This window comes from Roseicella aerolata (assembly GCF_020523605.1).
Taxonomy (GTDB): Bacteria; Pseudomonadota; Alphaproteobacteria; order Acetobacterales; family Acetobacteraceae; genus Paracraurococcus; species Paracraurococcus aerolatus.
The window spans coordinates 65,839-92,813 of sequence record NZ_JAJAQI010000022.1; the positions used below are offsets into that span (position 1 = coordinate 65,839).

The 26,975-nt window shown below is 70.3% G+C and carries 23 protein-coding genes and 1 pseudogene; 15 read left to right on the top strand and 9 right to left on the bottom strand.

The annotated features are described in order from the left end of the window. Nucleotides 1-43: 43 nt before the first annotated feature. From LHA35_RS15370 to LHA35_RS15385, 4 genes are all read left to right on the top strand, one after another. The gene (locus LHA35_RS15370; protein WP_226609413.1) at nt 44-4,387 is read left to right on the top strand and encodes a strawberry notch-like NTP hydrolase domain-containing protein; all 4,344 of its coding nucleotides are present in this window, start codon (nt 44-46) and stop codon (nt 4,385-4,387) included. Nucleotides 4,388-4,391: 4 nt separating this feature from the next. Further along, on the top strand, nt 4,392-5,420 hold the full coding sequence (locus tag LHA35_RS15375; RefSeq protein WP_226609481.1) for a DUF7146 domain-containing protein: 1,029 nt from the start codon (nt 4,392-4,394) through the stop codon (nt 5,418-5,420). A gap of 311 nt (nt 5,421-5,731) precedes the next feature. Beyond that, nucleotides 5,732-6,658, top strand: coding sequence for a DUF2493 domain-containing protein (locus LHA35_RS15380; protein ID WP_226609415.1), 927 nt, complete (start codon nt 5,732-5,734; stop codon nt 6,656-6,658). Between the two features lie 746 nt (nt 6,659-7,404). Beyond that, nucleotides 7,405-7,722: a DUF736 domain-containing protein gene (locus tag LHA35_RS15385; RefSeq protein WP_226609417.1), complete on the top strand. Its 318-nt coding sequence runs from the start codon at nt 7,405-7,407 to the stop codon at nt 7,720-7,722. A gap of 77 nt (nt 7,723-7,799) precedes the next feature. On the opposite strand, the gene LHA35_RS15390 is transcribed toward LHA35_RS15385, so the two are convergent. Continuing rightward, nucleotides 7,800-9,737 carry a DEAD/DEAH box helicase gene (locus tag LHA35_RS15390; protein WP_226609420.1) on the bottom strand — a complete coding sequence of 646 codons (1,938 nt, stop codon included), beginning with the start codon at nt 9,735-9,737 and terminating at the stop codon, nt 7,800-7,802. Between the two features lie 116 nt (nt 9,738-9,853). Between LHA35_RS15390 and LHA35_RS15395 the strand changes: the two genes are divergently transcribed. The 5 genes from LHA35_RS15395 (at nt 9,854) to LHA35_RS15415 (ending at nt 13,836) form a co-directional block, all read left to right on the top strand. Beyond that, a complete protein-coding gene (locus LHA35_RS15395; protein ID WP_226609422.1) occupies nt 9,854-10,255 on the top strand; it encodes a hypothetical protein in 402 nt (133 codons plus the stop codon). 284 nt (nt 10,256-10,539) lie between these two features. After that, nucleotides 10,540-11,058 (top strand): DUF932 domain-containing protein, encoded by a 519-nt coding sequence (locus LHA35_RS15400; protein ID WP_226609424.1) that lies wholly within the window; start codon nt 10,540-10,542, stop codon nt 11,056-11,058. Further along, the gene (locus LHA35_RS15405; protein ID WP_226609427.1) at nt 11,055-12,098 is read left to right on the top strand and encodes an IS110 family RNA-guided transposase; all 1,044 of its coding nucleotides are present in this window, start codon (nt 11,055-11,057) and stop codon (nt 12,096-12,098) included. Before LHA35_RS15400 ends, LHA35_RS15405 begins: the two co-directional genes overlap by 4 nt. 314 nt (nt 12,099-12,412) lie before the next feature. After that, complete coding sequence (locus LHA35_RS15410) at nt 12,413-12,916, top strand: DUF932 domain-containing protein (RefSeq protein ID WP_226609430.1); 504 nt, start codon at nt 12,413-12,415, stop codon at nt 12,914-12,916. A 227-nt stretch (nt 12,917-13,143) separates the two neighbouring features. Continuing rightward, a complete protein-coding gene (locus LHA35_RS15415; protein ID WP_226609432.1) occupies nt 13,144-13,836 on the top strand; it encodes a hypothetical protein in 693 nt (230 codons plus the stop codon). A gap of 52 nt (nt 13,837-13,888) precedes the next feature. On the opposite strand, the gene LHA35_RS15420 is transcribed toward LHA35_RS15415, so the two are convergent. Genes LHA35_RS15420 through LHA35_RS15435 form a run of 4 tightly spaced genes read right to left on the bottom strand, consistent with a single transcriptional unit; the run spans nt 13,889 to nt 18,209 of the window. Continuing rightward, entirely contained in the window at nt 13,889-14,734 is an 846-nt protein-coding gene (locus LHA35_RS15420; protein WP_226609434.1) for an HNH endonuclease, read from the bottom strand. Beyond that, a complete protein-coding gene (locus tag LHA35_RS15425; protein WP_226609436.1) occupies nt 14,734-16,281 on the bottom strand; it encodes an AAA family ATPase in 1,548 nt (515 codons plus the stop codon). The genes LHA35_RS15420 and LHA35_RS15425 overlap by 1 nt, the downstream gene beginning before the upstream one ends. A gap of 33 nt (nt 16,282-16,314) precedes the next feature. Beyond that, nucleotides 16,315-17,376 carry a nucleotidyl transferase AbiEii/AbiGii toxin family protein gene (locus LHA35_RS15430; protein ID WP_226609438.1) on the bottom strand — a complete coding sequence of 354 codons (1,062 nt, stop codon included), beginning with the start codon at nt 17,374-17,376 and terminating at the stop codon, nt 16,315-16,317. Next, nucleotides 17,373-18,209 carry a DUF6088 family protein gene (locus LHA35_RS15435; RefSeq protein WP_226609440.1) on the bottom strand — a complete coding sequence of 279 codons (837 nt, stop codon included), beginning with the start codon at nt 18,207-18,209 and terminating at the stop codon, nt 17,373-17,375. The genes LHA35_RS15430 and LHA35_RS15435 overlap by 4 nt, the downstream gene beginning before the upstream one ends. A gap of 184 nt (nt 18,210-18,393) precedes the next feature. Here LHA35_RS15435 and LHA35_RS15440 point away from each other — a divergent pair, with 184 nt between their 5' ends. The 3 genes from LHA35_RS15440 to LHA35_RS15450 are packed head-to-tail and all read left to right on the top strand — an operon-like array spanning nt 18,394 to nt 19,921. Further along, nucleotides 18,394-18,957: a hypothetical protein gene (locus tag LHA35_RS15440; RefSeq protein WP_226609442.1), complete on the top strand. Its 564-nt coding sequence runs from the start codon at nt 18,394-18,396 to the stop codon at nt 18,955-18,957. Next, nucleotides 18,957-19,307 carry a hypothetical protein gene (locus LHA35_RS15445; protein ID WP_226609444.1) on the top strand — a complete coding sequence of 117 codons (351 nt, stop codon included), beginning with the start codon at nt 18,957-18,959 and terminating at the stop codon, nt 19,305-19,307. Before LHA35_RS15440 ends, LHA35_RS15445 begins: the two co-directional genes overlap by 1 nt. Next, nucleotides 19,304-19,921, top strand: a complete 618-nt coding sequence (locus LHA35_RS15450) for a hypothetical protein (RefSeq protein ID WP_226609446.1) — start codon at nt 19,304-19,306, stop codon at nt 19,919-19,921. Before LHA35_RS15445 ends, LHA35_RS15450 begins: the two co-directional genes overlap by 4 nt. On the opposite strand, the gene LHA35_RS15455 is transcribed toward LHA35_RS15450, so the two are convergent. Further along, nucleotides 19,866-20,811 (bottom strand): IS630 family transposase gene (locus tag LHA35_RS15455; RefSeq protein ID WP_226609483.1). Its coding sequence is split into 2 segments (ribosomal slippage): nt 19,866-20,477 and nt 20,479-20,811, totalling 945 coding nucleotides; the frame shifts between segments, so codons are not numbered across the junction. The genes LHA35_RS15450 and LHA35_RS15455 overlap by 56 nt on opposite strands. 98 nt (nt 20,812-20,909) lie before the next feature. Here LHA35_RS15455 and LHA35_RS15460 point away from each other — a divergent pair. After that, a pseudogene (locus LHA35_RS15460) lies at nt 20,910-21,175 on the top strand (transposase); the annotation flags it as partial. A gap of 27 nt (nt 21,176-21,202) precedes the next feature. On the opposite strand, the gene LHA35_RS15465 reads toward LHA35_RS15460, so the two are convergent. The 3 genes from LHA35_RS15465 to LHA35_RS15475 form a co-directional block, all read right to left on the bottom strand. After that, nucleotides 21,203-21,991 carry a hypothetical protein gene (locus LHA35_RS15465; RefSeq protein ID WP_226609448.1) on the bottom strand — a complete coding sequence of 263 codons (789 nt, stop codon included), beginning with the start codon at nt 21,989-21,991 and terminating at the stop codon, nt 21,203-21,205. Continuing rightward, on the bottom strand, nt 21,991-24,240 hold the full coding sequence (locus LHA35_RS15470; protein WP_226609451.1) for a Mov34/MPN/PAD-1 family protein: 2,250 nt from the start codon (nt 24,238-24,240) through the stop codon (nt 21,991-21,993). Before LHA35_RS15470 ends, LHA35_RS15465 begins: the two co-directional genes overlap by 1 nt. 85 nt (nt 24,241-24,325) lie before the next feature. Further along, a complete protein-coding gene (locus LHA35_RS15475; RefSeq protein ID WP_226609453.1) occupies nt 24,326-25,486 on the bottom strand; it encodes a ComEC/Rec2 family competence protein in 1,161 nt (386 codons plus the stop codon). A 120-nt stretch (nt 25,487-25,606) separates the two neighbouring features. Here LHA35_RS15475 and LHA35_RS15480 point away from each other — a divergent pair, with 120 nt between their 5' ends. After that, a complete protein-coding gene (locus tag LHA35_RS15480; protein ID WP_226609455.1) occupies nt 25,607-25,969 on the top strand; it encodes a helix-turn-helix domain-containing protein in 363 nt (120 codons plus the stop codon). Then, the gene (locus LHA35_RS15485) at nt 25,966-26,844 is read left to right on the top strand and encodes an ImmA/IrrE family metallo-endopeptidase (RefSeq protein WP_226609458.1); all 879 of its coding nucleotides are present in this window, start codon (nt 25,966-25,968) and stop codon (nt 26,842-26,844) included. Before LHA35_RS15480 ends, LHA35_RS15485 begins: the two co-directional genes overlap by 4 nt. Nucleotides 26,845-26,975: the final 131 nt, after the last annotated feature.

Sequence of the window (26,975 nt, forward strand, 5' to 3'; positions counted from 1 at the left end):
AAGCCGCCCGGACATCCCCGTTCCGCTCCCGGAGTTCCTCCTCGTGCCCCATCCATCCCTCGAGGCCGCGTTCGCGCGGTCGCCGTCCACCGCCTGTGCTGTCTCGCCCGAAGCCCTGCTCGCTGCCGCGCAGAGGCTGCTGCCCACTCTCGTCGGCGGGCAGCCCGTCGACGCGCGCGCGCTCCGCGACGCGATGACCGCTGCGACGGGCGGCTCCGACGCGGAGGGCGCCTGGGGCTGGAAGGACGCCTACGAGGCGTGCGAGGCGGCGCAGCTCCTGTTCCTCCGCCGCTTCGGGGCGGCGCTCGCCGCTAGACCCGTCGCGGCCCGCCTCGCCGCGCTGACCAAGGTGGCGGCGCTACTGCCGACGCACACGCGCCGGTCCGAGGAGGGCCAAGCGCTGCAGCAGTTCTCCACGCCGCTGCCGCTCGCCCTCGTCGCCACGCAGGCCGCTGCCATCAGGCCCAACGACCTCGTGCTCGAGCCGTCAGCCGGCACGGGGCTGCTCGCGATCTTCGCCGAGATGGCCGGCGCCGACCTCGTGCTCAACGAGCTCGCCGACACCCGCGCCGGGCTGCTTCGTCTCCTCTTCGCGGTCACTCCTGTCACGACCTTCGACGCCGCGCGCATCCACGACCATCTTGACGCAGGCTTGCGGCCGACCGTCGTGCTGATGAACCCACCCTTCTCGGTTGGGGCGCATGTGGACGGGCGTGTCGCCGACGCCGCCTATCGGCACATGGCGTCGGCGCTGGCACGGCTCGCCGATGGCGGCAGGCTGGTCGCGATCACCGGCGCGTCCTTCTCGCCCGACAACCCGGCCTGGGCGTCGGCCTTCGCGCGGCTGGGGGAGCGCGGGCGCGTGGTGTTCAGCGCGCCGATCGACGGCCGTGTTTACGCGAAGCATGGCACAACGGTCGAGACGCGGCTGACGGTCATCGACCGCCTTCCGGCGGACGCTCCGGCCTCAGTGCCGGCCTCGCACCCGATGGTTGGCGATGCCGCGACGCTGCTCGCGCTCGTCGAGCGGCACGTTCCGCCGCGGGCCGTGTGCACGGCGCGCCGGGCGCCCCGAGGGCCGGCTGTGTGGACTGCCGCGGCGCCCCGACGTCTGGTGACCGCGGCTGTGCCTCGCCCACTGGCGCCGGTGGCGGCGGATGCCATCGAGCTCACCTACCTCCTGATCGAGTCCGAGAACACCGCCCCGGCACGCCTGAGCGACGCGCTCTACGAGCCGTTCACGCTCGCGGCGATCCGCGTCCCCGGCGCACGCCCGCATCCGACGCCGCTCGTCCAGTCGGCGGCGATGGCGAGCGTGCGGCCGCCGCGGCCGACCTACCGGCCTCACCTGCCGGCGGGCCTAGTCGAGGCAGGCCTCCTCTCCGACGCGCAGCTCGAGACCGTAATCCTCGCCGGCGAGGCGCATGCTGCACAGCTCGCCGGCGCCTGGACCGTGGACGACACCTTTGACGTCGTCGGCGCCGCACCGGACGACGCCGAGGACGCGGTCCGCTTCCGGCGCGGGTTCATGCTCGGCGACGGAACGGGCGCGGGCAAGGGCCGGCAAGTCGCCGCCGTCATCCTCGACAATTGGCTCAAAGGCCGTCGCCGCGCGCTCTGGGTGTCGAAGTCGGACACGCTGATCGAGGACGCGCGGCGCGACTGGTCGGCGCTCGGCCAGGAGCGGCTGCTGATCCAGCCCCTCTCGCGCTTCCGGCAGGGCACGCCCATCCGGCTGGAGGAGGGCGTGCTGTTCGCCACCTACGCCACGCTGCGCTCCGATGCCCGCGAGGAGCGGGCCTCGCGGGTCCAGCAGCTCGTTGATTGGCTCGGCGCCGGCTTCGACGGCGTGATCGTCTTCGACGAGAGCCATGCCATGCAGAACGCCGGCGGCTCCACCGGCGAACGGGGCGATGCCGCACCCTCGCAGCAGGGTCGCGCCGGGCTTCGCCTCCAGCACGCGCTGCCGGATGCGCGCGTGCTCTACGTCTCTGCGACCGGCGCCACCACCGTGCAGAACCTCGCCTACGCCCAGCGCCTCGGCCTGTGGGGCGGCGAGGACTTCCCCTTCGCGACGCGGGCCGAGTTCGTGGCCGCCATCGAGACCGGCGGCGTGGCCGCGATGGAGGTGCTGGCCCGCGACCTGCGCGCCCTCGGCCTCTACACCGCCCGCTCGCTCTCCTACGACGGCGTCGAATACGAGATCGTCGAGCACGCGCTGACGCCGGAGCAGACGCGCATCTACGACGCCTATGCCGGTGCTTTCCAGATCATCCACCAGAACCTCGACGCCGCCCTCGAAGCCGCGGGCGTGACCTCGACGTCTGAGCGGGGCTCGACGACGCTCAATGCGCAGGCGAAGTCGGCGGCGCGCTCGGCCTTCGAGAGCTCGAAGCAGCGCTTTTTCGGGCACCTGCTGACCTCGATGAAGACGCCGACCCTGATCGCCAGGATCGACGAGGACCTCGCGGCCGGCCACGCCCCCGTCGTCCAGATCGTCTCGACGGGTGAGGCGCTGATGGAGCGGCGCATCGCCGCGCTCCCGGCCGAGGAATGGTCGGACGTTCAGGTCGACATCACGCCGCGGGAGTATGTGCTCGACTACCTCGCCCACGCCTTCCCGGTGGGGCTGTACGAGCCCTTCACCGACAGCGCGGGCAATCTCTGCTCCCGGGCGGTCTTCGCGGACGGCCAGCCCGTGCTCTGCCGCGAGGCGGTGGAGCGCCGCGACGCGCTGATCGAGCGGCTCGCCAGCCTGCCGCCGGTCGGGGGCGCGCTCGACCAGATCGTGCAGCGCTTCGGCACCGATGTCGTCGCCGAGGTCACCGGCCGCTCGCGGCGCATTGTGCGCAAGCGCGGCGAGGATGGTGTCGAGCGGCTCGTCGTCGAGGGTCGGTCCGCCGGCGCCAACCTCGCCGAGGCCACCTCCTTCCAGGACGACGAGAAGCGCATCCTCGTCTTCTCGGACGCCGGCGGCACCGGGCGGAGCTACCACGCCGATCTCGGCGCGCGGAACCGGCGGCTCCGCGTGCACTACCTGCTCGAGGCCGGCTGGAAGGCCGACGCTGCCATCCAGGGCCTCGGGCGCACCAACCGCACCCACCAGGCGCAGCCGCCACTGTTCCGGCCGATCGCCACCGACGTGCGCGGCGAGAAGCGCTTCCTGTCGACCATCGCGCGCCGGCTCGACACGCTGGGCGCGATCACCCGGGGCCAGCGCCAGACCGGCGGCCAGGGCCTGTTCCGCGCGTCCGACAACCTCGAAAGCGACTACGCCCGCGCGGCACTCCGGCAGTTCTACACGCTGCTCATTGCCGGCCGGGTCGAGGGCTGTTCGCTCCGGCGCTTCGAGGAGGCGACCGGCCTGTCGCTCCTGACCCGCGACGGCGCGGTGAAGGAGGAACTGCCGCCGATCACGCAGTTCCTCAACCGCGTCCTGGCGTTGCCGATCGGCCTGCAGAACACCCTCTTCGAGGTGTTCGACGGGCTGTTGGGCGCCCGCGTCGAGGCCGCTGTCCAGGCCGGGACCTTCGATGTCGGGCTGGAGACGCTGCGGGCGGAATCGCTCACGGTCGTCGACCGCCGCACCGTCTACACGCATCCGGGCACCGGCGCCGAGACGGTGGCGCTGGAGATCCGCCGCCTCGATCGCACCGACGCGCTCAGCTTGGCGGAAGCACTCGCCCTCGCTAGTGGCGCGCCGGGGCGGCGGCTCCTCAACTCCCGCTCCGGCCACGCCGCCGTCCAGCTGCGCGCCGCGAGCGTCACGCTGGACGACGGCGCCGTCGAGCGCCGCGTGCGCCTGGTCCGCCCGACCGAGCGCCGGACTCTGCCCGAGGCGGCGTTCCTCGCCTCGCATTGGGACGAAGCCGGCGGCGCCGCGTTCGCGGAGGCGTGGAACGCCGAGGTGGCCGCGCTGCCCGAACTCGTCGAGAGCCGCTTCTGGATCGTCACCGGCCTCCTGCTGCCGATCTGGCGGCGTCTGCCGGAGGATGGCTGCCGCGTCTACCGGCTGCAGACCGATGAGGGCGAGCGGGTGATCGGGCGGCAGGTGCCCCCGGCCTGGGTCGCGGAGGCGCTCGGGGACGATGCCCCGTCCGTCTCGGCCGAGGACGCCTGGGAAGCGGTGCTCGGTCGCGGGGCGCTGCTGCAGCTCGCCGACGGGCTCTCCGTCCGGCGCGCGCTCGTCATGGGGGTCCACCGCGTCGAGCTCAGCGGCTTCACGGACGGTATGGTGGCGCGCCTCAAGGCCGACGGCCTCATCTCCGAGATCATCGCTTGGCGGCTCCGGCTCTTCGTGCCGGTGGGGACGGAGGTGCCGGCGATCCTGGCGCGGGTCCTCGCCCGCCATCCGGTCGTCCGGGCGACCGACCGTGCCGCGGCGTGACGCCATGACGGGCGCCGCGGATCTGGCACACCGCCTCGCGCGCGATGCCGAGGCGGTCTGCCGCCACTACCTCTCCAACGGCCGCCGCCAGGGCCGCTGGTGGCTCGTCGGCGATGCCGACAACACCCGGGGCCGCAGCCTCTTCGTGCGGCTGCACGGGCCGGAGCGCGGCCGCGGTGCGGCCGGCAAGTGGACCGATGCCGCCACCGGCGAGCATGGCGACCTGCTCGACCTGATCGGCCGCGTCTGCGGCTTCGACGACCTTCGCGACACGCTCGACGAGGCGCGGCGCTTCCTGAGCCTGCCGCGCCGGCCGCGCGAGACGATCCGGCCTCCGTCTCCGGTCGGGTCATCGGAATCAGCCCGTCGCCTGTTCCGCGCCGGGCACCCAATCGCCGGCACCCTCGCCGAGACCTACCTCCGGTCCCGCGGCATCACCGCGCTCGGCGATCTCGCCGCGCTGCGCTTCCATCCGCGCCTCCACTACCGCGCCGGCGATCACGCGCCGCGCGAGACCTGGCCCGCGCTGCTGGCCGCTGTCACCGATGCGGACGGTACGGTCACCGGCATCCACCGCACCTGGCTGGCGCGCGACGGCACGGGCAAGGCGCCGGTCGCCAGCCCGCGTCGGGCGCTCGGGCACCTGCTCGGCAATGCCGTGCGGTTCGGCGCCGCCACCGACGTCCTGCTGATCGCCGAGGGCATCGAGACGGCGCTGTCCGTCCGGGCCGTCATGCCCACCATGCCGGCGGCCGCGGCGCTGTCGGCGGCCCACCTGGCCGCCTTCGTGCCACCCGCGGGGCTGCGGCGCCTCTATGTCGCCCGCGACAACGACGAGGCTGGGGCAGGGGCCTCGGCTGCCCTGACGGCGAGGGCGGCCGCGCTTGGCATCGCGGCGCAGGTGCTCACGCCGCGTGACGGCGACTTCAACGACGACCTCCGCCAACGGGGAGCGGAAGCGATAGCGGCGGATCTCCGCGGTCAGCTCGCCGCCGATGACGTCGCGCGGTTCCTCGACGCGCACCGAGGTTGACGCCGGACGGCCGGGTCCAGCGCCGCAGCACTGACACGAGGCTCCCCATGCACGCGGGAGCGCGCCCTGGCCTTCTCAGGGGCGATCGGGCCGGAGCCGGGGAGGGCCGGCAACGGCGGGGCGCAACTTTCTTCCCCGCGGCCCCGAAGAGGGGGCCGCTTCCTCGCGAGGCAAGAAAGCCGCGCCCCGCCGTCCTCCGCTGCGCTGCGGCCCTCCGGCTGCGCCTCCGGGTGCAGGCTCACCCCGCCCCCGGCCTGGAGATCGCACGAAGGCCGCGACGGGCGCGGCTTCGCCAGCACGAGGAGCCACCCATGCCCCGCCACGACGACGCCGAACCCGTCCACGCCGCCTCCGCCACCGCACGCCTGCTCGACGACCTCCAGCTCCACGGCTATCGGCCCTCCGCCGACGAGCCCGATCCCCGTCCGCTGCCGGACCCCGACCGGATCACTGGCGCCCTCACCGAAGCGGTCGAGGCCCTCGTCGCCGGGCTTGCCGACACCCGGCTGGAGCCGGACCTGGCCGATCTGCTCTGGGGCTTCGTCAACATCTTCCACCGCGGCCTCGACCGCATCGGTCGCGAGCTCGACACCAACGAGGTCGAGCAGCGGCGCTGCCAGCGCGAGCAGGACGGCTCGGAAGTCCGGTCCGTCGAGCTGGAGCGGCTGCTGGCCGGTGGCGCGGCGCTGATCGAGCGGCGGGACGCCTACGAAACCATGCGCGAGGTCGCCGCCGAACTCTACGAGGCGCAGACAGGCTCCGCCTGGCGGCCGCGCGCGGGGTCGATGGTCAACCGCCGCGCACTCACCGCCGCGATGATCGACAGCCGAGACTTCCTCGCCGCCAAGCGCCGGGCCGACATCGAGCCGTTGGTGCCGACCGGGGCGCGGATCGCCTTCGCGGGCGGGACCGACTGCAATGATCACGCTGCGATCTGGGCGGCGCTGGACCGGGTGCATGCGAAGCACCCGGACATGGTGCTGCTGCATGGCGGCACGCCGCGGGGCGCCGAGCGCATCGCCGCCCTCTGGGCCGACCAGAGGAAGATCGCGCAGATCGTCTACAAGCCGGACTGGCACCGGCACGCCAAGGCGGCGCCGTTCAAGCGCAACGACGCGCTGCTGGACGCGGTGCCGATCGGCGTCGTGGTCTTCCCGGGCTCGGGCGTCACCGACAACCTCGCCGACAAGGCGAAGCGCCTCGGCATCCCGCTGATGGATTTCCGCGGCGGCGGCTGACGCCGCCTTCGCGATGGGATGGCGAGGGCAGCCTTGCCATCCCATTGGCTTGGTCGATGACGAAGGCAGGCTTTGACGCGCTGCCTGTTCCGGTGCTGTTCGGCGCGAGCCGATGGCGCGTGCCGCGCCATCTGCAGGCTGTTGCGATGGCGCCGCGCTGCGCGCGACGTCGTGCGGCCGACCAGTCGCGCAGCAGAAGGCAGTGCGGGGCTCAGTGACGTCGCCGGTATGCTGCCCAAGCCGATGTTTGGAAGCGCCCGCAGCGCATACGCTAGTCGGTCCCGTGGTGCCGGCCCATGCGAGGACAACTTCCCCGCCCCGCTCCCGGCACAGAGGAAGACGACCGGCGAACATCCGGTAGTCGGGCACCTCCCACGGCGCGCCCGGCCGCGCAGATCGCTACGCATCGAGGGCGAGCGTCGAAACCGCACCTGTGTCTGCAAGGTCGTGCGCGGCACCAACGGCCGCCATGCCCCCTGCCTCTTCCGCGGAACCACGCCACGCGTCCTCTCACGGCTTGATCTGGCCCGGGGATGGCTTCGCCTCGGGCTCCTGGCCGCAACGGCGCCGCTGCGACTTTCTTCCCCTGCGCGTGCCGCGCATTCCTCGCGAGGCAAGAAAGTCTCGCCGCGCCGTCCTCCGCCCTGCTCCGGCCCCTCCGGGGTGCGTCGTCGCCCGCCCCGGGCGGACGATCGCCATCGAGGCCGCGATGGGCGCGGTCCCGATAGACGAAGCAGGAGATACCCATGGCGACCATCGGCACCTTCACCCGCACCGGCGACAGCTTCGAGGGCACGGTCTCAACGCTCATCCTCAACGCGGAGGTCCAGTTCCGCCCAACCGAGAAGAGCAGCGAGAAGGCGCCCGACTACCGGGTCTTCGCCGGCCGCGCCGAGATCGGGGCGGCCTGGAAGAAGACCTCGAACGAGGGTCGGAACTACCTCTCGGTGAAGCTCGACGACCCGTCGCTGCCGGCGCCGATCCAGGCGAACCTCTTCTCGGTGGACGGCGGCGACTTCGAGCTCATCTGGTCCCGCCCCACGCCCAAGCGCCGCCCGGACTGACCGGCCGCATGGCGCCCCGCCCTTGGCGGGGCGCCATCAACGCTCAGGCCAAAGCCGAAGACGCTATCGACTAGCTTCTATGAGCTCGCGCTCGGGTCAGGCTTGCCGGTGCGGGCACCATGCCGTTCCGACCGACCCACGCGCCGCCCGACCGGCGGGCGCCATTCGCCGCGTGGCCGCGCGCGCCAACCGAAGCGGGTGTCGCCGTCGAGCAGGTGCAGGTGGTCACGCAGCCGGTTGCGGCCGAGCCAGGCGACCGCCGCCTCCAGTTCCGACAGTGTCATCTCGGCGCGGCCCTTGCCGACCGTCGCGCGCTTCAGCACCGCGTTATAGGCGTGGTAGAGCCCGTCGCCGCGCCCGGTCGGCACCAGCGTGTGCGCGATACCCTCGGCCATGTCCTCCACCGCCTGGCTCGCGACCAACTCGCCGAGGCGCGCGCGCAGCCGGCGCTCTGCAGCCGAGGGCGCTTCCAGCAGCTCGCCCTGCGGATCTGGCGCGCGCGCCGCCGCCAGCCCGGCCGCCAGGTCCGGCCCCGGCCGCAGCGTCGAGAGCCGCAGCGCCAGCGCGTTGCTCTCCAGCGGCACGATGCCCTGCCGCTCGCGAGCCTCGGCCAGCTCGTCTTCCAGCCAGTCGGGCAGCGGCAGGGGCGGCTGCTTCGGTGGCCGCTGCGGCTTCGCGCGGGTACCTTGCTCGCGCTCCATCCGCCAACGGAAGCGCGCGAAGAGCGGGTCGTCGGGGTGGAACACCGTCGCGCGCTGCGCCTCGTAGGGACCGGCACGCGGATCCACGCGCGTCGCCCGTGCCACCATCTGCTCGAGCCAGGGGCGCGAGCGGATATGCGTCAGCGCGGCGACCACCGCGACCTCCGGCGCGTCGAGCCCCTCATAGGCCATCGCCACCGTCACCAGCACCGAAGGCTCCGGCGTCAGGCGAAAGGCGGCGAGCGCCTCATGCGCGCCACGCTCCTCCGACACGGCGAGCGCCGCCGTCATCCGTTGCGCCGGCGGCATCCAGCCGCGCAGCATGTCGAGATACCTCCGCGCCTGCGCCTGGTCGGGTGCCACGACCAGCAGCTTGCCCAAGCCCCGTGCCGCCTCGTCGGGCGCCACCCCGAGCCGGCCGCGCCGCTCCGCGCGGGTGCGGCGCGTCGCCTCGAAGGCGCGCCGCAACAAATCCTCGGCGAAGCCGGTGCGCAGCGCCGTGAAGATCGCTGGGCGCGTCGCTTCGTTCGGTGCCAGGGCGCGCAGCCGGTGCGGGCCGAGATGCGGCCGCTCGCCCGTCTCGCCCTCCGGCCCGAGCCAGCTTGCCTCGCCGTCGAGCGCGCCGAAGGAGACCGGCAGCACGGCGCGCTCGGCGAGCGCGCGGGCCCGGCTGTAGCCGACCACCGCGAGCCCCGGGGCGGCGAGGTCCACCTCCTGGCGCCCGCCGGCAGCGCGGCGATAAGGCAGGCCGAGGATGCGGCGGCCGTCGGCGCGCTCCAGCGTGCCGGAGAGCAGCAGCCGCACCGCGGCGAGCGACAGCAGAGGCTCGATCGCTGCCGACCAGCCCGCAGCGTCGTCGGGTGCGGCAACGTTGTCGTTCGCGCCGACCGCCGGCAGGTGGTGCACCTCGTCCACCACGAGCAGGTAGCGGTGGCGCCGGAACTCGGCCAGGTGCAGGTCTGGCGCGGCAGCGACGCCCTGGTAGGTCGTCACGTAGCCCGCGAGGCCACGGCACGGGTCGGGCGCATTCTCGGCGGCGCGCACCGACAGCGCGTGGCCGAGCGTGGTGCGCCAAGCCGGATCGCAGAATGCCTCCTCCGCCTGCAGGCGCAGGCTGTCGCGCGGCACAACCCAGCAGACCCGCTCGCAGAGGCCGGCCTCGATCAGCGCCTGTGCAGCCAGCACCGGCAGCAGCGACTTGCCGCCGCCCGGCGTCACGGCGGCCAGCACGTCGCGCACCGGCGCCCCGCCGGCAATGGCGCGCATGACGGCAAGCGTCTCGGCCTGGTGGCTGCGAAGCCGCGGTCCCGACATCACGGCGTCCTCTGGTGCAGCGTAGAATCCTGATTCGACACGGAATCCTTGTCGAGGGTCCGATCGTCACGGCGAATCAGTTCGCGTTCTGTTCACGCACCAGCTAGCCTCACGGCATGCCGCCGGACAGCCTGCCGCCGCCCCTCGACCTGGACCTCGTCGCCGCCCGTGCCGCGGAGGCGCATTACCGCGCCGCGCTCGCCGCCGGCCTGTTGGAGGCGCGCGCATGGGCCGAGGCGACGGACGTCTTTCGCCTGCATCACCCCGCCTGGCCGCTGCCGCTCGCCGAGCGCGAGGCGGCGAGGATCGTCGGCGCGCTGATCGCATGGGATCGCGTGCGGGACGGGCGGCATCACGCGCTGAACCGCCGCGTTCCGCCGCTTGCCCTGCTGCACCGCCTGTCGCGCCCGGCGGTTGCGCACGGTGTCGTGGCACGTGACGCTCGGCAGGCCGAGAACGTGTCGCCCGGGCGGTCGCCGGGTGCCGGCCTTGCGGCGGTGAGCGCAAACCCTTCCTGACGCGCTCGGCCGGCGCCGGCTGACGCCCGCCCAGTACCCCAGCGCCCTTCAGCCATGGCCGCGGACGCGGCCTGCGCGGGGGACCACGGGCTCTGCCCAAGGTCCCCCTCGGCACGCGCCCTACGGCACGGCAGGACCCCTCCCTCGCATGCCCCTGCGGGCCACGCTCCGTCAGGGCCCGGCCGCGCCCTGCCGCATGCCACCCCTCCTTCCCCGGTCTCGGCGACGCCAGGGAAGCAGCGGGGCTGCTTCCCGCTGCCAGAGGAAGAAAGGGCACAGACACCATGTCGTTCATCGGCCGCACCACCATCCTCCGTGCCGACGGCGTCACCCCGCTGACCGACGAGGACATCCGCCGCGTGGCACCCTCGGCCTTCGCGGGGGAGGCGCACGAGAGCCGCAGCGCGCGCTACGCCTACATCCCGACCGCCGACGTCATCCGCGGCATGCGCGACGCCGGCTTCGTGCCGATGGCGGCAGGCCAGGCCAGGACGCGCGACGAAGGGCGGCGGGGCCACACGAAGCACATGCTTCGCTTCCGCCACGCCGACGCGAAGCCGCTGTCGGAGCGCCGGGTGGGGCAGACCTTCCCCGAGATCGTGCTGCTGAACTCGCACGACGGCACGAGCGCGTATCGCGTCATGTCGGGCGTGTTCCGCCTTGTCTGCCTCAACGGCATGATCGTGGCCGACCGGGAGGGCGCGGAAGTGCGCGTGCCGCACAAGATGGGGTGGACGGCCTTCCGCGGCATCGGCGTGCCAGGATGCGGGCCGCCTAAACCCGTGAGGAGCCGCCCGCCATGACGATGACCATGATCGGCCTGGACACCGCGAAGGCCGTCTTTCAGGTCCACGGCGTCGATGCCGCCGGACAGCCGCAGCTGAAGCGCAAGCTGAAGCGGGACGAGGTGGTCGCGTTCTTCGAACGCCAAGCCCCTTGCATAGTCGTGCTGGAGGCCTGCGGAGCAGGCCACCACTGGGCGCGCGTGCTCACGGGTTTGGGGCACGAGGTGAGGCTGGTCGCACCGGAGGTGGCGAGACCGTTCGTGAGGTCTGGCCGGAAGAACGACGCCGCAGATGCGGCTGCGCTGTGCGCCGCGGCGATGCAGCCGGAGGTGAAGTACGTTCCAGTGAAGAGCACCGAGCAGCAGGGCGTGCTGGCGCTGCACTCGATCCGATCGCTGCTGGTGAAGCAGCAATCCATGCTGGCGAACGCGATGCGCGGTCTGGCGACCGAGTTCGGGCTCGTCGCTCCCAAGGGCATCGACAGGCTCGATGAGCTGGGGACCAGGATGCAGAAAGACGCCAGCGTCCCCGCGACAGCAAAGCTGGCCTTCGAGGAGCTGCGCGGCCACAGCCGGATCACGGCCGCCCGGATTATCGAGCTCGAGGCGCGCATCGTCGAGCATGCCCGGCAGGATGGCACCGCGCGGCGCCTGGCGACCATCCCCGGCATCGGTCCGATCACCGCCTCGCTCCTCGCGGCAACCATCGGCGGCAACATCGGCGCGTTCCGGAGCGCGCGAAACTTCGCTGCCTGGCTCGGCCTCGTACCGCGACAGTTCTCCACGGGCGGGAAGACGCGGCTCGGCCGGATCACGAAGACGGGCAACAGCGAGATCCGCCGTCTGCTGGTGCTCGGCGCCACATCGATGGTGCTCCGGGCCGCGCAGTGGAACAGCGCGGCCGGGGCTTGGCTACGTGGGGTGCTGGAGCGCCGCCCGGTGCGGTTGGCGACGGTGGCACTGGCGAACAAGATGGCGCGCATCGCCTGGGCGGTGATGGCGCGTGGCGAGATCTACCGGCCGAAGGGGCGTGCCGCGGTCGCGACGACCGCGGCATGACATCCCGAGGCGGCTGGTAGAGGCCGGGCGGATGCCTGGTGGTGCCGGCGGCAGACGCTGACGAGCGTGATGGGAGAGCTGTGGTCAAGACAGCCCAGGCAATACCGAACGTCGCCCTGTGCCTCCGAGCACGTGCACAAGATCGGTGCCTGGCACGCAGGCGCACACCCATGATGGCCAGCGGCGGGCGCCGCGGAACAGGCCGGACATAAGGGCGCGACTGACCGGGCCTAACCCCAACGCCGATCGACGCCTGCGTCGGACCAGGACGGGCGCCCGCCTGGACAAAAGAAGCCGGTCCCGAGGTACTCGCCATGCTCGCCCCGCCCGCGCGCCCTCGCCAGCGGTCGTTCAGCAACGGCGCTTGCCATGCACCGGGCCGTCCACATAAGGGCGACGTGGTGCGGCAGGTGATCGAAGGCAGCTACGCCGTCCTCGACGACGCGCGCCAGGCGCTCGACGCCGCCGAAGCGTGGCAGGGCGTGGCGCTCAGCCGTGACGAGCGGCTTGCCTTCGGCGAGGCGGCACGGACGCTCCGCTTCGGCGACGCGGACGGTCGGACCGAGACGCCGATCACGGCCGAGCAGCTGCTCGCGCCGCGTCGCGTGGACGACGCCGGCGACGACCTCTGGCGGACCTTCAACCGCGTGCAGGAGAACGCCATCCGCGGCGGGCTGACTGCCTGGGGCCGCGACGCCCGGAACCGGCCGCGCCGTGTTACCTCGCGCGAGGTGACAGGCATCGACGGCGACGTTCGTCTGAACCGCGCCCTGTGGACGCTGACGGAGCGCATGGCCGAGCTGAAGGGAGTGGGCTGAACTCTATCGGGGCCGGGGCGAAAGCCCCGGCTCGCCGCGAAAATTTTCGGCCCGCCCGGCGGGCGGGCCGGTACGAGCTGCGCTGACATAGCGCCAGCAGCCGCGCATGGGCTAACCGCTGTCGGCATCCTCTGGATCCGCAGGTAGCGTGAACCAAAACCCCGCTACCTGAATCTCGCGATGGCAACGAGCCGCCGCGTCACCACGAAACGTGCTATTTGTTCAACATGAGCGATGTCGTCGAGAATTCGGACGTCAAGGCCGCCGCTTCCCCAGCGCCGCTCCCGTGGGAACTGCACCCCGCCCTGAGGGAGGACAGGCTGCGCATCTGCGCCCGGCTGCTCGCCAATGCGCGGCGCGACGCGCTCGCCCTGGCCTCCTACGAGATGGGCGACGACGCCTGGTCGGTCGGCTGCCGCGCCTATGCCTTCGGGCGGCACCGCTTGGATCGCGCGGCGACGTCGGGCCAGCACAACTGGCTTGGCGTGCTGGACGAAAGCAACGCCTTCGTCTTCCTCATCGAGGAGGTGCCGGTGCGCTTCTACCGTGGCCCGGCGGACGAGCCGACGGCCCGCGCACTGCGCCGGCACGCTCAGGAAGCCGAGCAGCTCTCGCTGGCGCTTGGCGAAGCTGCCGAGGGCCTCGTCTTCCGGTTGGCCGTCGAGACGGGCGAGGGCGGCCGCGTCGAGCGGGTGGTGTTCCTGGCGTTGCGCGGCGAGGAAGGTGAGGCCGCGTGCGCATGGCCGGTGCCGCTGGACATACCGACACCCACGCAGGCGCCGACGGTGCAGCTGCGGCTGCTGCCCGATGATGGCTATCCTGGGCCGAAGGCGGCACCAGCGACGAACCACGCTGGCGAGGTGCGACGCCAGCGCGGCGAAACGAGAACCAAGGAGCTCATCGCCGATCAGAAGCGATAACCAGCCGCCCAACCACAGCGCACACACGCCACTTCAAACCGGAGCAGCGTCTTTACCCGACAGCGGCGAAGCCGCCTTCACAGAACCAGTCGCTTTCCGCCCAGGCTTCGTAAGCAGCCGCTCGCCACCCGTTGAGGCGCCCAGTTAGGCAGCTTGCAGCATATTCTTCGAGGTAGGCTCGAACATGGTCAGCGCCGCCACTAGCTTGTAGCCCAATCAGAAGATGTCGGATGTTGAGCAGCTCCTCCGCCGCCTCCGAACCGTAAAGCGATGACAATTTCAGCCTTCGGAAGTGCCTCCTCACGCGCTCGGCGAGCAACGGATCCCATGCGGATGACGGCTCGACCCGAAAGCGCACGGAGGCCGGCACGACCTCCACGACGTCAGCGTACAACCAACGCTCCTCGGTGACATCGTCGAAATACGGATGGATCGACACGTCCTCGGGGGCATGGGGGACGCTCGCGAGCTTGGCCTTGTTGCAGTCGCTGCACGCCGGAACGAGATTGACGGGCACGACGGCGAGCGCGGGATAATGCGCCTTCGGCAGGTGGTGATCGAGTGTGGTCACCGTCCGATGCGCGCACAACGGACAGCGCCCCTTGGCTGCCGCGAAAATGTTGTCATAGATGGCTCGGCCGGGCCCGTTTTGCGTCGCCATGCGACCCGTATAGACAGCCTCCATCTCTGCCGTCGTCACCGTGCCGTTGACCAGGGGGTCGCGTACGATCTGGTCGAGCGCCTGCGCTTCCGCCGCGGCCACATAGGCGTCCGACGCGTCCCGGATAGCCCGGGTCGCGGCTGCCAGTTTGGCTTTCAGCGCCGGCAGACGTACGCGGCTGATGCAGGCGGCGAAGGTGTCCTCAGCTGAGTATTGCGGACGATCGAGCTTCAGCATCACTCGTCGTCGGTCTGGCGGGCGGCGATGAGGGCCCGGATGATCGCCTTGGCTTCGCCGCCCAGCTCGCCATCGAAGCGGCCGACGACTTCCTCGTAGTCGTCGCCCTCAGCTACAGCGTCGCGCAGCATCTTGTGAAAGCCCGAGTCGGTTACTTCCAGCCCGAAGATCTCTCGCGTCAGGATGCCGACATTCTCCCCGAAGGTCTCGATCTCGGGGCGGTCCGCGTCCACCCGAGCGTTCGTGCGGCGCACTTTCCACACGCAGCTGCGCGGCACTTCTTGAAGCACGACCGGGGAGTGGGTTGCGATGATGCCGACGCCATTCCGATTGATCAGCAGGTCGGACAGCGCACGCACGAAGGCCGACAACAGCGGCGGGTGCAGGTGCGCTTCCGGCTCGTCGAGCAGCACGAGCGTGCGCTCCTCGACCGTCTCGACCAGCCGCGTGATCGTCAGCAGGACGATCTTGTGCCCCGAGCTCAGCTTGCCGAACAGCGAGCGGGCCCGCGCCCGAAACTCTTTCTCAGGCAGGTCTTCACCCGCGAGCGACGCGACCTCGGCGTCCTTGAAGATCGGATCGGCCTCGAGCATCTCCAGCGCGCGCCGCCAGCGACTGGCACGCGCACCCTGGCGGCATAGCCACACGCTGCTGCCGAAGACGGAGGAAAGTTCGTCCGGCGTTCGCGGCGGGTGCGGCTTACCGTCCTCCCCAAGGCCCGTGCGTCGCAGGCCGATATAGGCGTATTGCACGCCGCTCGACTTGTCCTGGCGGGTGGGGAGCGGGCCGAAAGGATCGAACGCGCTGAAGGTCACCGAGACCAGGTTGGCGAACAGCCGCTCGTTGATGCGGTCTTCGGTATCGCCCTCGAACGACCCTACATCCTCCTCCGCGCCGTCGGCACCGACGAGCGCACGCGTCATCCCGTTCAGGAGCCGCGTCTTGCCCACGCCGTTACGGCCGATCAGCACGTGGATATTGGTAGGCGGCTGCGACTCCGGCTGGACCTCGAAGTCGAGCCGGACCGGGGCGATCCGGGACCGCGGCGGCTTGGGCGCCGTGTAGCTGAAATTGTAACTCGACAGACGCGCGCCGCCACGCGCCATCCGGTAGAACTGCCCTTGCACGCTCGCCGGGGTGACGGCCCGCAGCAGGGACACGCCGGTGACCTTCTCGTTGAGCGCCCGCTGGAAAAGCTCTGTGTCGAAGGCGACGTCCTTCAGCGCTCGCAAGATGCGGTCGCGCTGTTCGGGCCCGAGCGCGTTCAACGCCTCGTAGTAGCTGTCGTCCTGGCCAAGCGAGAAGAAGCGGTCGTCGAGCGCATCGAAGTTCTTCGGGATGGCGGGGCGGCGCTGACCCTCCTCCATCTCGAATTGGCCAATCTTCACGCTCCCGATCTGATGTCGCTCGCCTTCCCCGTCATAGACGACGAGCGTGTACATGGTGTTGTACTTGAACCAGTCGTCCCAATTGTCAGTCAGGAGGTAGGCGCGATCCTTCGCGTCCGCCGACGGCCGAACGCCATGATCAAGGACGCGGAAGTACATCGCCCACCCGCCTCTTGATCGCACTCTTCACCATCATTGGCCGGCCGTCGCGTTGAGCGCTCGTTCGAGGGCCTCGATGCTTGCCAGCACGTCATCGAAGGCTGGCGGCTCGCCGAAGATCATACCCGTCATCGCGCGATAGTCGGTCCGCAGCTGATCGATCATGGCGTCATGCGGCATGAGCGCGAAACTGCCGGGCGCCGCGCTCGCCAGGTCGAAATCAGGCCGGTTGAAGAACATGCGAGCGTGCGCGACGCAGTCGGCGCCCAGATCGAGATCGCCTGCCGCCGTCGGCCCCACCGCCTCCTGGGTGAGCCGGTGGAGGTCGTAGTAGTGCCGCGACACGCGCTGGCCGCCGCCCTTGAGTTCGCCGCGTCTGTCGTACCAACGGCGCAGCCCATGGAGGATGACGACCTTGTCCCAGAAGGTGCGCTCCGGTTCGACGGTGCGCACCGCCGGCACCGTCAGGTCGAGCGTCGGCAGGTCGTCGTCGACATAAGGCTTGATCGGGACCTCGCGATTGGGATCGAGCGCCGATTTCGCGCCGGATTCGATTTTGATCGCGGCGCGCACATAGTCCGAGCGCGGCGTCGTCGCGGGATACCAGATTAACAGCGTCTGGCCGTCGGGGTCGGCCTCGTCGGGCTCGACGCGGGCGCTACCAAGTTCGAGCCCGGCGGCGGTCAGACGGTCCTTCAGGATCGCGGTCAGCGCCTCGCGCATCGGTCCGCTGATATAGACCTGGCAGGCGTCCCTGATCGCATCAAGCCGCGCTCGGCGCTTCTTCCCGCTGAGCGCCTCGAGTTCGGCGATGGTCGCGTGCGCGCCGATATCGTCGCGGAACACGGTGACGTCGATGTCTTCCGAGAAGCGGCTGATCAGGCCGAATCCTTTCGACAGCGAGGTGCCGCCCTTGAAGAGGAGGCGCGGCCCGCCGTCGGGGAGGCCATGGAAGAGCGCGTCCAGGGTCCAGCAGACCCAGAAGTCCTTCTCGACGTTCTGCGACGTCGTGCCGAGCCGGGCGGCGGTCGTGTCGAACGCGCTGAGCATCGCCTCGGCCCCCGCCGAGAGCACCTCGTCGTAGGCCGGGTTCATGCGTTCGATGTCCGCTTCGACGCGCGATGCGCGGGCGACGCCCTCTTTCCAGCGCCGGCTCTCGCACGTGACCGTACGGCATCACCGGCCTGCCGCATGGCGGCCGGACGGCGACGATGATGATCATGATCATCATCGTCATCATCATCATGATGACGATCATCGGCCGCGCGTTTCGCCGGTGCGCCCTCGTCACCCTCGGTCACCGTCTTCAGGAAGACGCGCATCCAGGTCGGGAGCGTCGTCATCCCGTCGAGAAGGTCCGCTCGGAGCGGCGGTCCCGTCATTGGATCGTCGAGCAGCTTGCGAAGCTTGCGACGCACCCGGTCGGCCTCGCCCTCGCGCGCGAGCAGGTCGCGCATCCAGTGCAGCGCCTGGACGACGCGCATGGCCGGTCGGCCGGCCCAGAAAAGCTTGCTGGCGGCCGTCGGGCGGAAGCTGATCGTCACATTGCCCAGCCGCAGCGCGCGCCGCCGGGCGTCGGAATGGACGACGATCTTGGCCGGCACCGCGTCCGTCAGCCCGAGGTCGTTCGCCGCGGTCAGGCCATCGACGAGCATTCGGACCTGGTCGCGCCGGCCGAGCGCCTCGATCACGGACCGGGGATCGGGCGGATTGGGCTTCTGGGTCAGCTTGTTGAAGCCGGGCTGATCGTAGAGCCCGCGGTCAATCCGGCGGAGCTGCTCCGCTTTCGTCAGCCGCTGGAGCGCCTTGTCGACGGCGTCGCGCGAGCCGAGGTCAAGGAAATCAGCCGGGGTCCAGACCTTCCGCGGTCTATCCTGCCGCACCCGGTGCAGCACAGCGGCCTTGATGTCTGACGGCGAGTCACTCATGTCCGAAACTTGTAGTCTTTTTTCGGACGAGCGCCAATCATGGTGTCCGAAGAAGGTACACAAATTTCGGACCGGCGCCCGCTTTTCCCCAGCACATTGGGGAAAACCGCAGCGTAGCGCCGGATACGCTTGACGGCGCCGCCCTCTCTCACCCGATTCACGTTATTAAAGTGAGGATGATGAATTGCGGTATCGACTGATCGATCTGACCGGCGGCCAAGCCGTCCTCTCGGGCGCCATCCCGGGACGTAAGCTGCTGAGCACGCTGATCGCGGGGACGCGCTCGTCGGAGACGCCGACGCCCGCCTTTCTCGACTTCGACCAGGTCGAGGTCGCGACCGCCTCATTCCTGCGCGAGGCCGTCATCGGATTCCGCGACTACGCCCGGCAATCCCTGCCGAACGTCTACCCCGTCGTGGCCAACCTTCTCCCGGCCGTCGCCGAGGAGCTGGAGTTCTTCGTTCGCGCCCGTAGCGACGCGCTCTGGAGCTGCGAGCTCGACGCCCACGACCGCGTCCTTGGCGCCCGGCTGATCGGCGACCTCGATCCCGCCCAGCGCTCGACCTTCGAGGCTGTGATCGAGCTCGGTGCCATCACCGCCCCCGAGCTCGCCGCCCGCTTCGCCAGCCAGGGAATCGGGCCGACGGCCTGGAACAACCGGCTGTCGGCGCTGGCCACCAAGGGCCTGCTCGTCGAACGCAAGCAGGGCAAATCCAAATCCTTCAGCCCGCTCCTGGAGACCGCCTGATGGGCCTCGACTATATCCGCGCGCAGACCGGCAAGCCCTGGCGCAAGCGCTGGAACGGCGGCCTCGACCGTCTGAAGGCGCCGACGCTCCTTGACCTCACCATGTCGGAGGCCGCCCGCACCGTCACCGCCGAGTTGAACGCCGGCTCCCGCGTCAAAGCAGGTGACACGCTGATCGTCCAGAGCGCGCCCGACGGCCTCACCGTCAGCGACGGCCTGCGCGCGATCGGCCGGGTGGCCAATCCCTCGCCCGAGCTGACCACCGCTGTTCGCGACGGCGGCGGCTACGCCGAAGGCGTGCTCCAGCGCGTGGGGCTGTTCGGCGACACCGCGGAGATCAGCGTGAAATGAACCACCGACCGTCACATGAGTCCTCGCGCCACTTCCCGCAGCCGCGGCGGCTCTGGGACGACGCCACGCGCCACGCCCCGTCGCTGGGTTGCCCGACCTGCCTCGAACGCGACCGCTGCGGCGGCGTCCATACCGACGCCGGCGTCCTCGACTGCCGCGACCTTTGCTCCTGCCAGGACAAGACCAAGTGCGACATGGTCTGCCGGTTCAATCCGCGCGCCTTCGTGGCCCGGATGCGGGAGGTCGGAGGTCTCGGTTTCGAGACGGCGCCGCGCGCCGCGGCCAACGGCGTGCCGGCATTGCCCGCAATCGTGCCCTTCGTCGATCACCGCTATGGGCGCGCGGCGACCCTCGACGAGCCGGCCGTCGCGATCTCGCTCTATGAGCTCGTCAATCTCGCGACCGGCAAGCCGCACGTCGCCTCCCGTGCCGAGCTCGCGGCGCGCTTTCTGACCCTCGAAGGCGCGACGATTGTCGTGTCTGGCGTCGACAAAGACGGGCCTATAGAGCGCTGGTGGGAGCTCAAGGACCGCCCTGCCATCCTAGAGCGTTTTCGCTTTACTCGGACGCGTATCCTGAGTTGGCGAGGTAGTTGCTGCACTTGTCCGGGCTGAAGCTGTCGAGCAGGCGCCCGATGGCATTCCAGAGTGCGTCGCGTGTCCGGGCGCCTGCCTTGCGCAGTTCGGCCTTCAGCTTGGCGAAGACCTGCTCGATTGGGTTGAGGTCCGGCGAGTAGGCCGGCAGCGGCATCACGCTGGCGCCGGCTGCCGCGATCGCCTCACGGACGCCGGCAACCTTGTGGGCGGCGAGGTTGTCCATGACCACCACGTCGCCAGGCGCGAGCGCCGGAGCGAGGAACTGCTGCACGTAGGCGCGGAAGATCTCGCCGGTCATCGGCCCATCGAGCACGAGCGGCGCGACGAAGCCGGTGCTGCGCAGGCCGGCGACGAAGGTGGTGGTGCGCCAGTGGCCGTGCGGTGCGACGTCCACCAGGCGCTCGCCCCGCGGGCTCCAGCCGTAGCGGCGCACCATGTTCGTGGTGGCGCCGGTCTCGTCGAGGAAGACGAAGCGGGACGGATCCATGTAGCGCTGCCACACCCGCCAACGACGTCGCTCGATGGCCACGTCGGGCCGGTCCTGCTCGGCAGCCCTCAGCGACTTTTTTGTGTCGCAAGCCGAGCCGGCGGAGCGTCGCCCAGATCGTCGTCAGCGAGCCGGCCCGGATGCCCCTTGCCGTCAGCTCAGCCTGGAGCTCCGCCAACGTGATCCCGGGCCTCGCCTCGGTCAGTTCGCACAGCAGATCCTCCTGCCCGGTCAGCAGTGGCTGGCGGTAGCCGCCAATCCGGGCCGGTGCGGCGCTGCCTGTCTCGCGCACGCGCTGCATCAGCTTGATCGCCGCCGAGGCGCTCACCTCAAAACGCCGCGCCGCCTCCCGGGCCGAACTGCCCGCCTCCACCGCCCGCACCAGTCGCTCGCGCAGGTCCGCCGACAAGGGTGCCGTCATCGCCACCTCGACGCTCAAAAAACAGCGTCGAATCAGAACCCGCGATTCCGCGCAACCCCAAAATGTCGTCGAGGACGAGGACCAAGGCGATGACCTGCTTACCCGACGTGCCGGTCTGGGGTCGTGGCTGACCGCGGCTACAGCAGACACGCCTTTCGGCAGCATGTCTGAAACCTTGGCGCGCGGCACGCCGTGCCGACACGCCGCGACGACGCGCCTGTCGCCTGCCCAGTGCCGATCTACAACAACCGCAACCGCGTCGAGCGCCTGTGGGCGAGGCTGAAGGAGTGGCGCGCCGTCGCCACCCGCGTGCTTCCCCGGCGTCTTCTGCCTCGCCGCTACCGCCGATTGGCTCAGGCGCTGACGAGCCCTGAGTCAGGGTCGGCGACAGTCACGCGTCCGCTTTGGATTGTTGCCCTGCTTCTTCCTTTCGTGGCTTGCCCGACGAGTTCGGTCGAATGGTATGGGACGCGGCAAGCAATCGGACGGCGTAGCTTCGGGAGGCATCCTCCACGAAAGGCAGGCGGACGACGAACGCCCAGGCGGCGACCACCCCGACCATAGCGATCGCCATCGCCGCCGCGGTCCAGAACCGCGTCTCATCCGTTCCAAGATTCGCGACAGCGAGCCAGACGTGCACTGAGAGAACCGCAAGGGCTATGGCGAGACCGATCGGCTTCAGGCCGAGGAGATTACGCCGGAAGCCGTAGTCGATCAGTTCGTCCTTCACGAGCGGATGGGCGCCCTCGTCTCGTGTCTGCTCGAGCAGCCAGTCCACGCCCGCGCGGTAGCAGCCGTCTGCGTCGCGAGGCGACGCCGTTTCCTCCGCCGGGGTGGGCATTTGAACGCCCCAGACGGCGAAGAACGCGTGGTAACGAGCCTTCGTCGCGTGGCTGAGCGATGGGTCCCGGTGCCGCAAGAAGACCTCGGTCATGCGGCCGCCGTGACGGGCGATCAGGGCGCGCTCGACGATCCGCCCGCGATATCGGGCGACCTTGCTGAGCAGGAAGGTGAGGCCGCATGCCGCAAGGAGAGACACGAGGCCCGACAGCGTCGTCCAGACCCGTGGCTGCCACACGGCGAGGGTTACGAGCGCGGGCAGGAGGGCGAGCAGCGCTGGCTTCAGGCGGGCCTGTCGCTCGTAGCGGTCGAAGCCAACCTCCCGCAGCAATCTCTCCATCAGCCTTCCCCAGCGTTCGTGACGTCGTTGGATGCGCCGACGGCCGCCTCGACCGAGGCGCAAAGGAGCGCCCGGAAACCCGTTGGCGTTCGAATCAGGAGCGCCGACGGCGTGAGCCGCGCGACGGCCATCGCCTGCGCGGTCGCGCGATCGAGCGGCGAAGGGCCGGACTCCACGAGGTGGCTGTGCCAGGTGCCGAGGCAGTAGAGGGTGCCGCGTGACGATCCCCGAAGCGCTTCCAGCGCGCCGCGAAGTCCCGTCGTGCCGAGCACGAACTCCGTCGCCGACCGGACGCTGTCCTCCGGCGCGGGCAGGACATCCACGGCATGGAAGGTGGAGGTCGCCTCTGAGTAGCGGCCTACCAGGACGCCGCCGGTCTCGACGCCCGGCCAGCGCCGGACTTCCTCGTCGATCAGGTCGCACACCCGCGCGGAGATCCGGATCTCGTGCGGATCGCCGTCGTACGCCTCCGCGCGGACGATGTTGACCGGGGCGACAGCGCGGGACGTCCAAGCGAGGCTCAGCCCGTCCTCGCCCACCGTGCCGAACAGGACGCGCCCCCCGTCCTTCGGCATGCCATCCCGACCGAAGCGGGAGATCACCTCCCACATCGGGGCAGCGAAAGCCGACAGCCGGGCGTCGGACATCATCATCGTCGTCGAGCCGCAGCCCATGCCGATCGGCACGCGGGCAAGGTCCGTTGAGGCGAGGAACGCGTCGGCCAGCGCCGCATCTTCCACCGCTGCTGCATAGGCCTCGGTGACAAGGTCGGCGGTGTTCGGGTTCCGGTCGAGCCCTTCCACGGTGACGAGCCCGACCCGGCCCGCACCATAGAGCGTGGTCTCGATCACGCGCGGCAGGTCGGCCGCCGCACGCGACGCGAGGAATTCGCGCACCGGCAGGGACGCGGTCGCGTTCACCAGTGCGAAATCCCTACGGAGGTCGGATGCCCGGATCGTGCCGTCCCGGAGCGCGGCGACGATGCTGCGCGGAACAGCCTCGGCGGTCTGCGCGAAGCCGGACAGCGTCCCGGCCAGCGCGTGGGCCTTGCCTTCGGGGAGAGGGATTGCCCAGCGCTGCGGGACGAGTCCGTGGCGCGCCATGTTGTGGAGGTGAAGGATCCCGGGATCGACGACCCGACCGGGCCCACGACCGCTCCTGGCAGCGTGAATCGCGATCTTCGATCCGAGGCTGCCGCAGCCCACGAGGGTCCAGGGCGGCAAGACGCGATCGTCTTCGCCCGACATGCGGCGCAGGAGGGCGGGGGAGACGACATGGCGGTGCCCGGCAGGCCGAACCTCTGTCTCGGGGCCGTTTGGCAACGCGCGCGGCGCTTCCACCCGGACGAGGTAGGGGACGAGTTCGAGTTCGCTGTCTTCGCCGATGACGCGGAAGGGACGCCGCGCGCAGAGGATGACAACGAGTGGACGACGCCCAGCGCTCCTCCATGCCTGCGCGCAGCGCCCGAACCAGGCGAACGCGTCGACCAGGGGCGTGCGGCAGCCGTACTCGCCGGCGCGCTCGACCAGTTCGGCCCAGGTCGAGACGGTTTCCGGGCGGTATTTGTCAGCGATGACGGGCTGGCCCGTGGGGTCGCAGCCCGGCCAGAGGAAGAGGGCGAGCGACCGGCCGCGTCGGACCGAGTCCGTCCCAGCCTCCTCAGCAACCTTTTCGGGGAAGGTGCTCGGATTGAACGGGACTCGCTCGGTTCCGACCGCGCCGTGGTACGCGACGTCCACCGCCGACGGTGCTCCGCATACGAGGTAGTCGAAGCCGAGCCATGCGTGACCGGGCTTGCGTCCAACCATCGCGCGCAGCGCCGGTGCGTCCGCGACAATGATGTCAGAGAGAGTGTCGCGACGGACCGGCTCCCAACCCTGTGCCGGATCGATCAACCGTCCTGTGGCCGCCTTCTCCAGCCAGTCGAGGGTCTGATTCAGGATCTCCCCGAATCCGCGCGCTGCCAGCAGATCGCCCAGCAGCCCGTCGTAGACGCAGGGCTGCGGCCGCTCGCTCGGCGGACCGGGCTGGACGTGGGCGAGGCACCGGTCGAACTCCCTCCGCAGCTCGATTTGCGGCGAACGGAAGGGATAGTCTGGCGGGAAGGTGAACGTGACCGGCTCGACGGCGAGGACGCCGTTCGGGCTGCGCCCCGCAGAACTCCATGCAATCGGCAGGCCCAGGCGGAATCGGATATCCACTGAGACGCTGCCCGCCATGTCCAGACGCGGCGCGCCCACCCCGTCCACCCCGTCATGCGCCCGGGCAGTCCGGAGAGCGCGGGCGACTGCGGGCGACAGAGGCGGAGCTCCGGAAGGCAAGGCGTGCATCCGCCTATCCGTGCCCGAGAGGCTCCCGCCCGATCGCGCCGCCGCCGGTGATGACGGACGCGGACATCCGCCGCCGGAGGGGGCGCAAGCCGTCGCGCGTCACCTCGAATTCCATCACGTCCGGGCTGCGCTCCGACGGCTCCTCGCCGACGCAGCGGAAGGTACCACCAACCGGCCGCAGGATCGCTTGGTACTCCCGCTTGGCACGGATGCAGGGCGGGTCGTTCGCGTCGTCCTTCACTGGGCGGGAGCTCGCCACGATGACGGCCCCGGCGCGCGCCTGCCCGAGGCCGTTCCGGGCGTCGGCGCTCACCTTCGCGTCTTCGCCCATCTGGCTCCAGCTGTCCCACGACAGGGAGTGCCAGGAGCAGTGGTGCGGCGCCTGGAGCAGGTCATAGGCGAGCCAGTCCGCACGATGGGCGTGCCGCTGCCAAAGGGCTTCCCACACCAGCACTTCGGCGTCGCCGCCGGTCAGGAAGCGGGCGCGGTCCGCGACACCGTCGCCCGACATCGAAATGTTGAGGATCGTGCTGGAGCGGTTGTGGGCGCGCATGTCCTCCAGGTTCTCGTCATCCGACTTCGGGTGCGGCGCGAGAAGGCGGATGGTGAAGGTGGAGTCGTACGCGCCGTTGATCCGCGAGAAGACCTCGTCAACCTTGATCAGGATGGCCCCGAGGTCGTCGGTCTTGCCGCCTTCGTCCTCGCCGAGAATCAGGACGCGGTTCCCGTCCCCGGCATAGCCATTGTCGCGCCAGAAGCGGACGCGGCGGCGCGCCTCGCGGCAAAAAGCCGCGGCGTCGGCGCAGATGGAGAAGTGCTTCGACGCACGCCGGAAGACCATCGGCGAAGACCAGGTCTCGTGGATCAGGATCTTGTCCGACCCCTTCGGATAGTCGCCCGGCGGCCCGAGGTGGAAGTGCTTCTCGAGGCCGAGGCAGTGGTCGGCGTGGGGATGGGTCAGCAGGAAGGCGGTCACGTAGGGCCGGCCTTCGGCGTCCCGGGGCAAGCGCTCCTTCAAAAGACGGATCACGTCCGGGGCAGGCTCGTCCGGATCGTCGGCCGCTCCGGTGACCCGGACGTCGATGAGCAGGTTCGCCCCGCTCTCGAACTTGACGAGGGTCATGTCGCCGTTCTCGACCGGGAACAAATTGACCTTGGTCGCCATGGCGCGCTCCTTGACCCGGCGCGGAGGGGCACGTCAGGATAACGTGTCCGCCATGGCGGGAATGTCGGAAACGTAGTGAGGCAGGGATGGATTCGCAACGGAAAAACTGGCGACATCGCCATGAATGACACTACGCCTTCGCCAGACATCTTCCAGGAGCGGCTCCGGGCAGCTCGGGACCTCAGGCAGCTCAGCCAGGGCGAGCTCGCCGCACGGGCGGGCCTGCCCGCGGCTTCGATATCCCACTTCGAAACTGGCGGGCGAAAGCCCTCCTTCGCTAACCTCCGGCGCCTTGCCAGCGTGTTGGATGTGACGACCGACTACCTCCTGGGGCGGGTAGACGAGCCGGAGATGGGCCGCGCTGCCGACCCCCTTTATCGAAACTTTGAGCGGTTAAACGACGCCGACCGGCAGCTGGCGGACGAGTTCATGAAGATGTTGGCGAACAGGCAGAAGGCCGAACGCTCCGGAGGCGGCGCGTGACCCGGCCCAAGGTGGACGGGGACGCTTTCCGGGCGAAAGCAGAGCACCTTCTGAAGCAACGCGGCCGCCACAAGCTCCCCGTCGACCCATTCGCGATCGCCGACGAGGAAGGCATCCTGGTGAAGGCGAAACCTGACACCGCGGGCGGGGTGTCAGGAATGCTCATCAAGTCGGGTGACGACTTCGGCATCCTCTACGCAACCCACATCCCAAGCTGGGGATTCCAGCGGTTCAGCGTGGCCCACGAACTGGCTCACTACTTCCTCGAGGGTCACCCAGAGGCCCTCTTCGCGGGCGACGGTACCCACGTCTCGCGAGCGGGCTTCGCGACCCGTGATCGCCACGAGTTGGAAGCGGACTTCTATGCCTCCGGCCTCCTGATGCCGGATGGGCCGTTCCGCGCAGCCATGCGACGCGTCGGCGACGGGCTAGAGGCGATCGAGGAACTGGCGGCGCTCTGCGAAACCTCCCTCACCGCAACCGCGATCCGCTTCGCGCAGAGCGTGGGGGAGCCTGCGGCGGTCATCGTGAGCACGGGGCAGCGGGTGGACTACGCCTTCCTGTCCGACGCGATGCGCGAGTTTGCCGGGGTCACATGGCCAAGGAAGGGCGACAACCTCCCCGAAGACAGCCTGACCGCGCGGTTCAACGCAGACCCGGGCGGCGTCGAGGCGCGGCGGCGTGATGCAGCGGAGACAGGGCTTCGGGTCTGGTTCGAGACTCGCCGCCCAGTGGATGCGACGGAAGAGGTCGTCGGGCTGGGCGAATACGGCAGAACCCTGACCGTCATCACGACGGAGACTTCGCCGGACGATGAGGACGAAGATGAAGAAATGGAGGAGCGGTGGACGCCGCGTTTCTCGCGCCGGAGATAGTTATCGCGTCACCCTCATCTCCGGGACGGCGCACGCCTTCCAGCCGCTCTCAGCCAATGGCCGCCGCCTGTTCATTCCTATGGCTGAGGTCGCCGGGCTCTTCGCGTGATCGGCCGCCCACGCGACCGCAC

Coding starts and splice junctions, on each gene's coding strand:
- LHA35_RS15375 (WP_226609481.1), top strand. CDS start 4,392: ATGACGGGCGCCGCGGATCTGGCACACCGCCTCGCGCGCGATGCCGAG.
- LHA35_RS15380 (WP_226609415.1), top strand. CDS start 5,732: ATGCCCCGCCACGACGACGCCGAACCCGTCCACGCCGCCTCCGCCACC.
- LHA35_RS15385 (WP_226609417.1), top strand. CDS start 7,405: ATGGCGACCATCGGCACCTTCACCCGCACCGGCGACAGCTTCGAGGGC.
- LHA35_RS15390 (WP_226609420.1), bottom strand. CDS start 9,737: ATGTCGGGACCGCGGCTTCGCAGCCACCAGGCCGAGACGCTTGCCGTC.
- LHA35_RS15395 (WP_226609422.1), top strand. CDS start 9,854: ATGCCGCCGGACAGCCTGCCGCCGCCCCTCGACCTGGACCTCGTCGCC.
- LHA35_RS15400 (WP_226609424.1), top strand. CDS start 10,540: ATGTCGTTCATCGGCCGCACCACCATCCTCCGTGCCGACGGCGTCACC.
- LHA35_RS15405 (WP_226609427.1), top strand. CDS start 11,055: ATGACGATGACCATGATCGGCCTGGACACCGCGAAGGCCGTCTTTCAG.
- LHA35_RS15410 (WP_226609430.1), top strand. CDS start 12,413: ATGCTCGCCCCGCCCGCGCGCCCTCGCCAGCGGTCGTTCAGCAACGGC.
- LHA35_RS15415 (WP_226609432.1), top strand. CDS start 13,144: ATGAGCGATGTCGTCGAGAATTCGGACGTCAAGGCCGCCGCTTCCCCA.
- LHA35_RS15420 (WP_226609434.1), bottom strand. CDS start 14,734: ATGCTGAAGCTCGATCGTCCGCAATACTCAGCTGAGGACACCTTCGCC.
- LHA35_RS15425 (WP_226609436.1), bottom strand. CDS start 16,281: ATGTACTTCCGCGTCCTTGATCATGGCGTTCGGCCGTCGGCGGACGCG.
- LHA35_RS15430 (WP_226609438.1), bottom strand. CDS start 17,376: ATGAACCCGGCCTACGACGAGGTGCTCTCGGCGGGGGCCGAGGCGATG.
- LHA35_RS15435 (WP_226609440.1), bottom strand. CDS start 18,209: ATGAGTGACTCGCCGTCAGACATCAAGGCCGCTGTGCTGCACCGGGTG.
- LHA35_RS15445 (WP_226609444.1), top strand. CDS start 18,957: ATGGGCCTCGACTATATCCGCGCGCAGACCGGCAAGCCCTGGCGCAAG.
- LHA35_RS15450 (WP_226609446.1), top strand. CDS start 19,304: ATGAACCACCGACCGTCACATGAGTCCTCGCGCCACTTCCCGCAGCCG.
- LHA35_RS15465 (WP_226609448.1), bottom strand. CDS start 21,991: ATGGAGAGATTGCTGCGGGAGGTTGGCTTCGACCGCTACGAGCGACAG.
- LHA35_RS15475 (WP_226609453.1), bottom strand. CDS start 25,486: ATGGCGACCAAGGTCAATTTGTTCCCGGTCGAGAACGGCGACATGACC.
- LHA35_RS15480 (WP_226609455.1), top strand. CDS start 25,607: ATGAATGACACTACGCCTTCGCCAGACATCTTCCAGGAGCGGCTCCGG.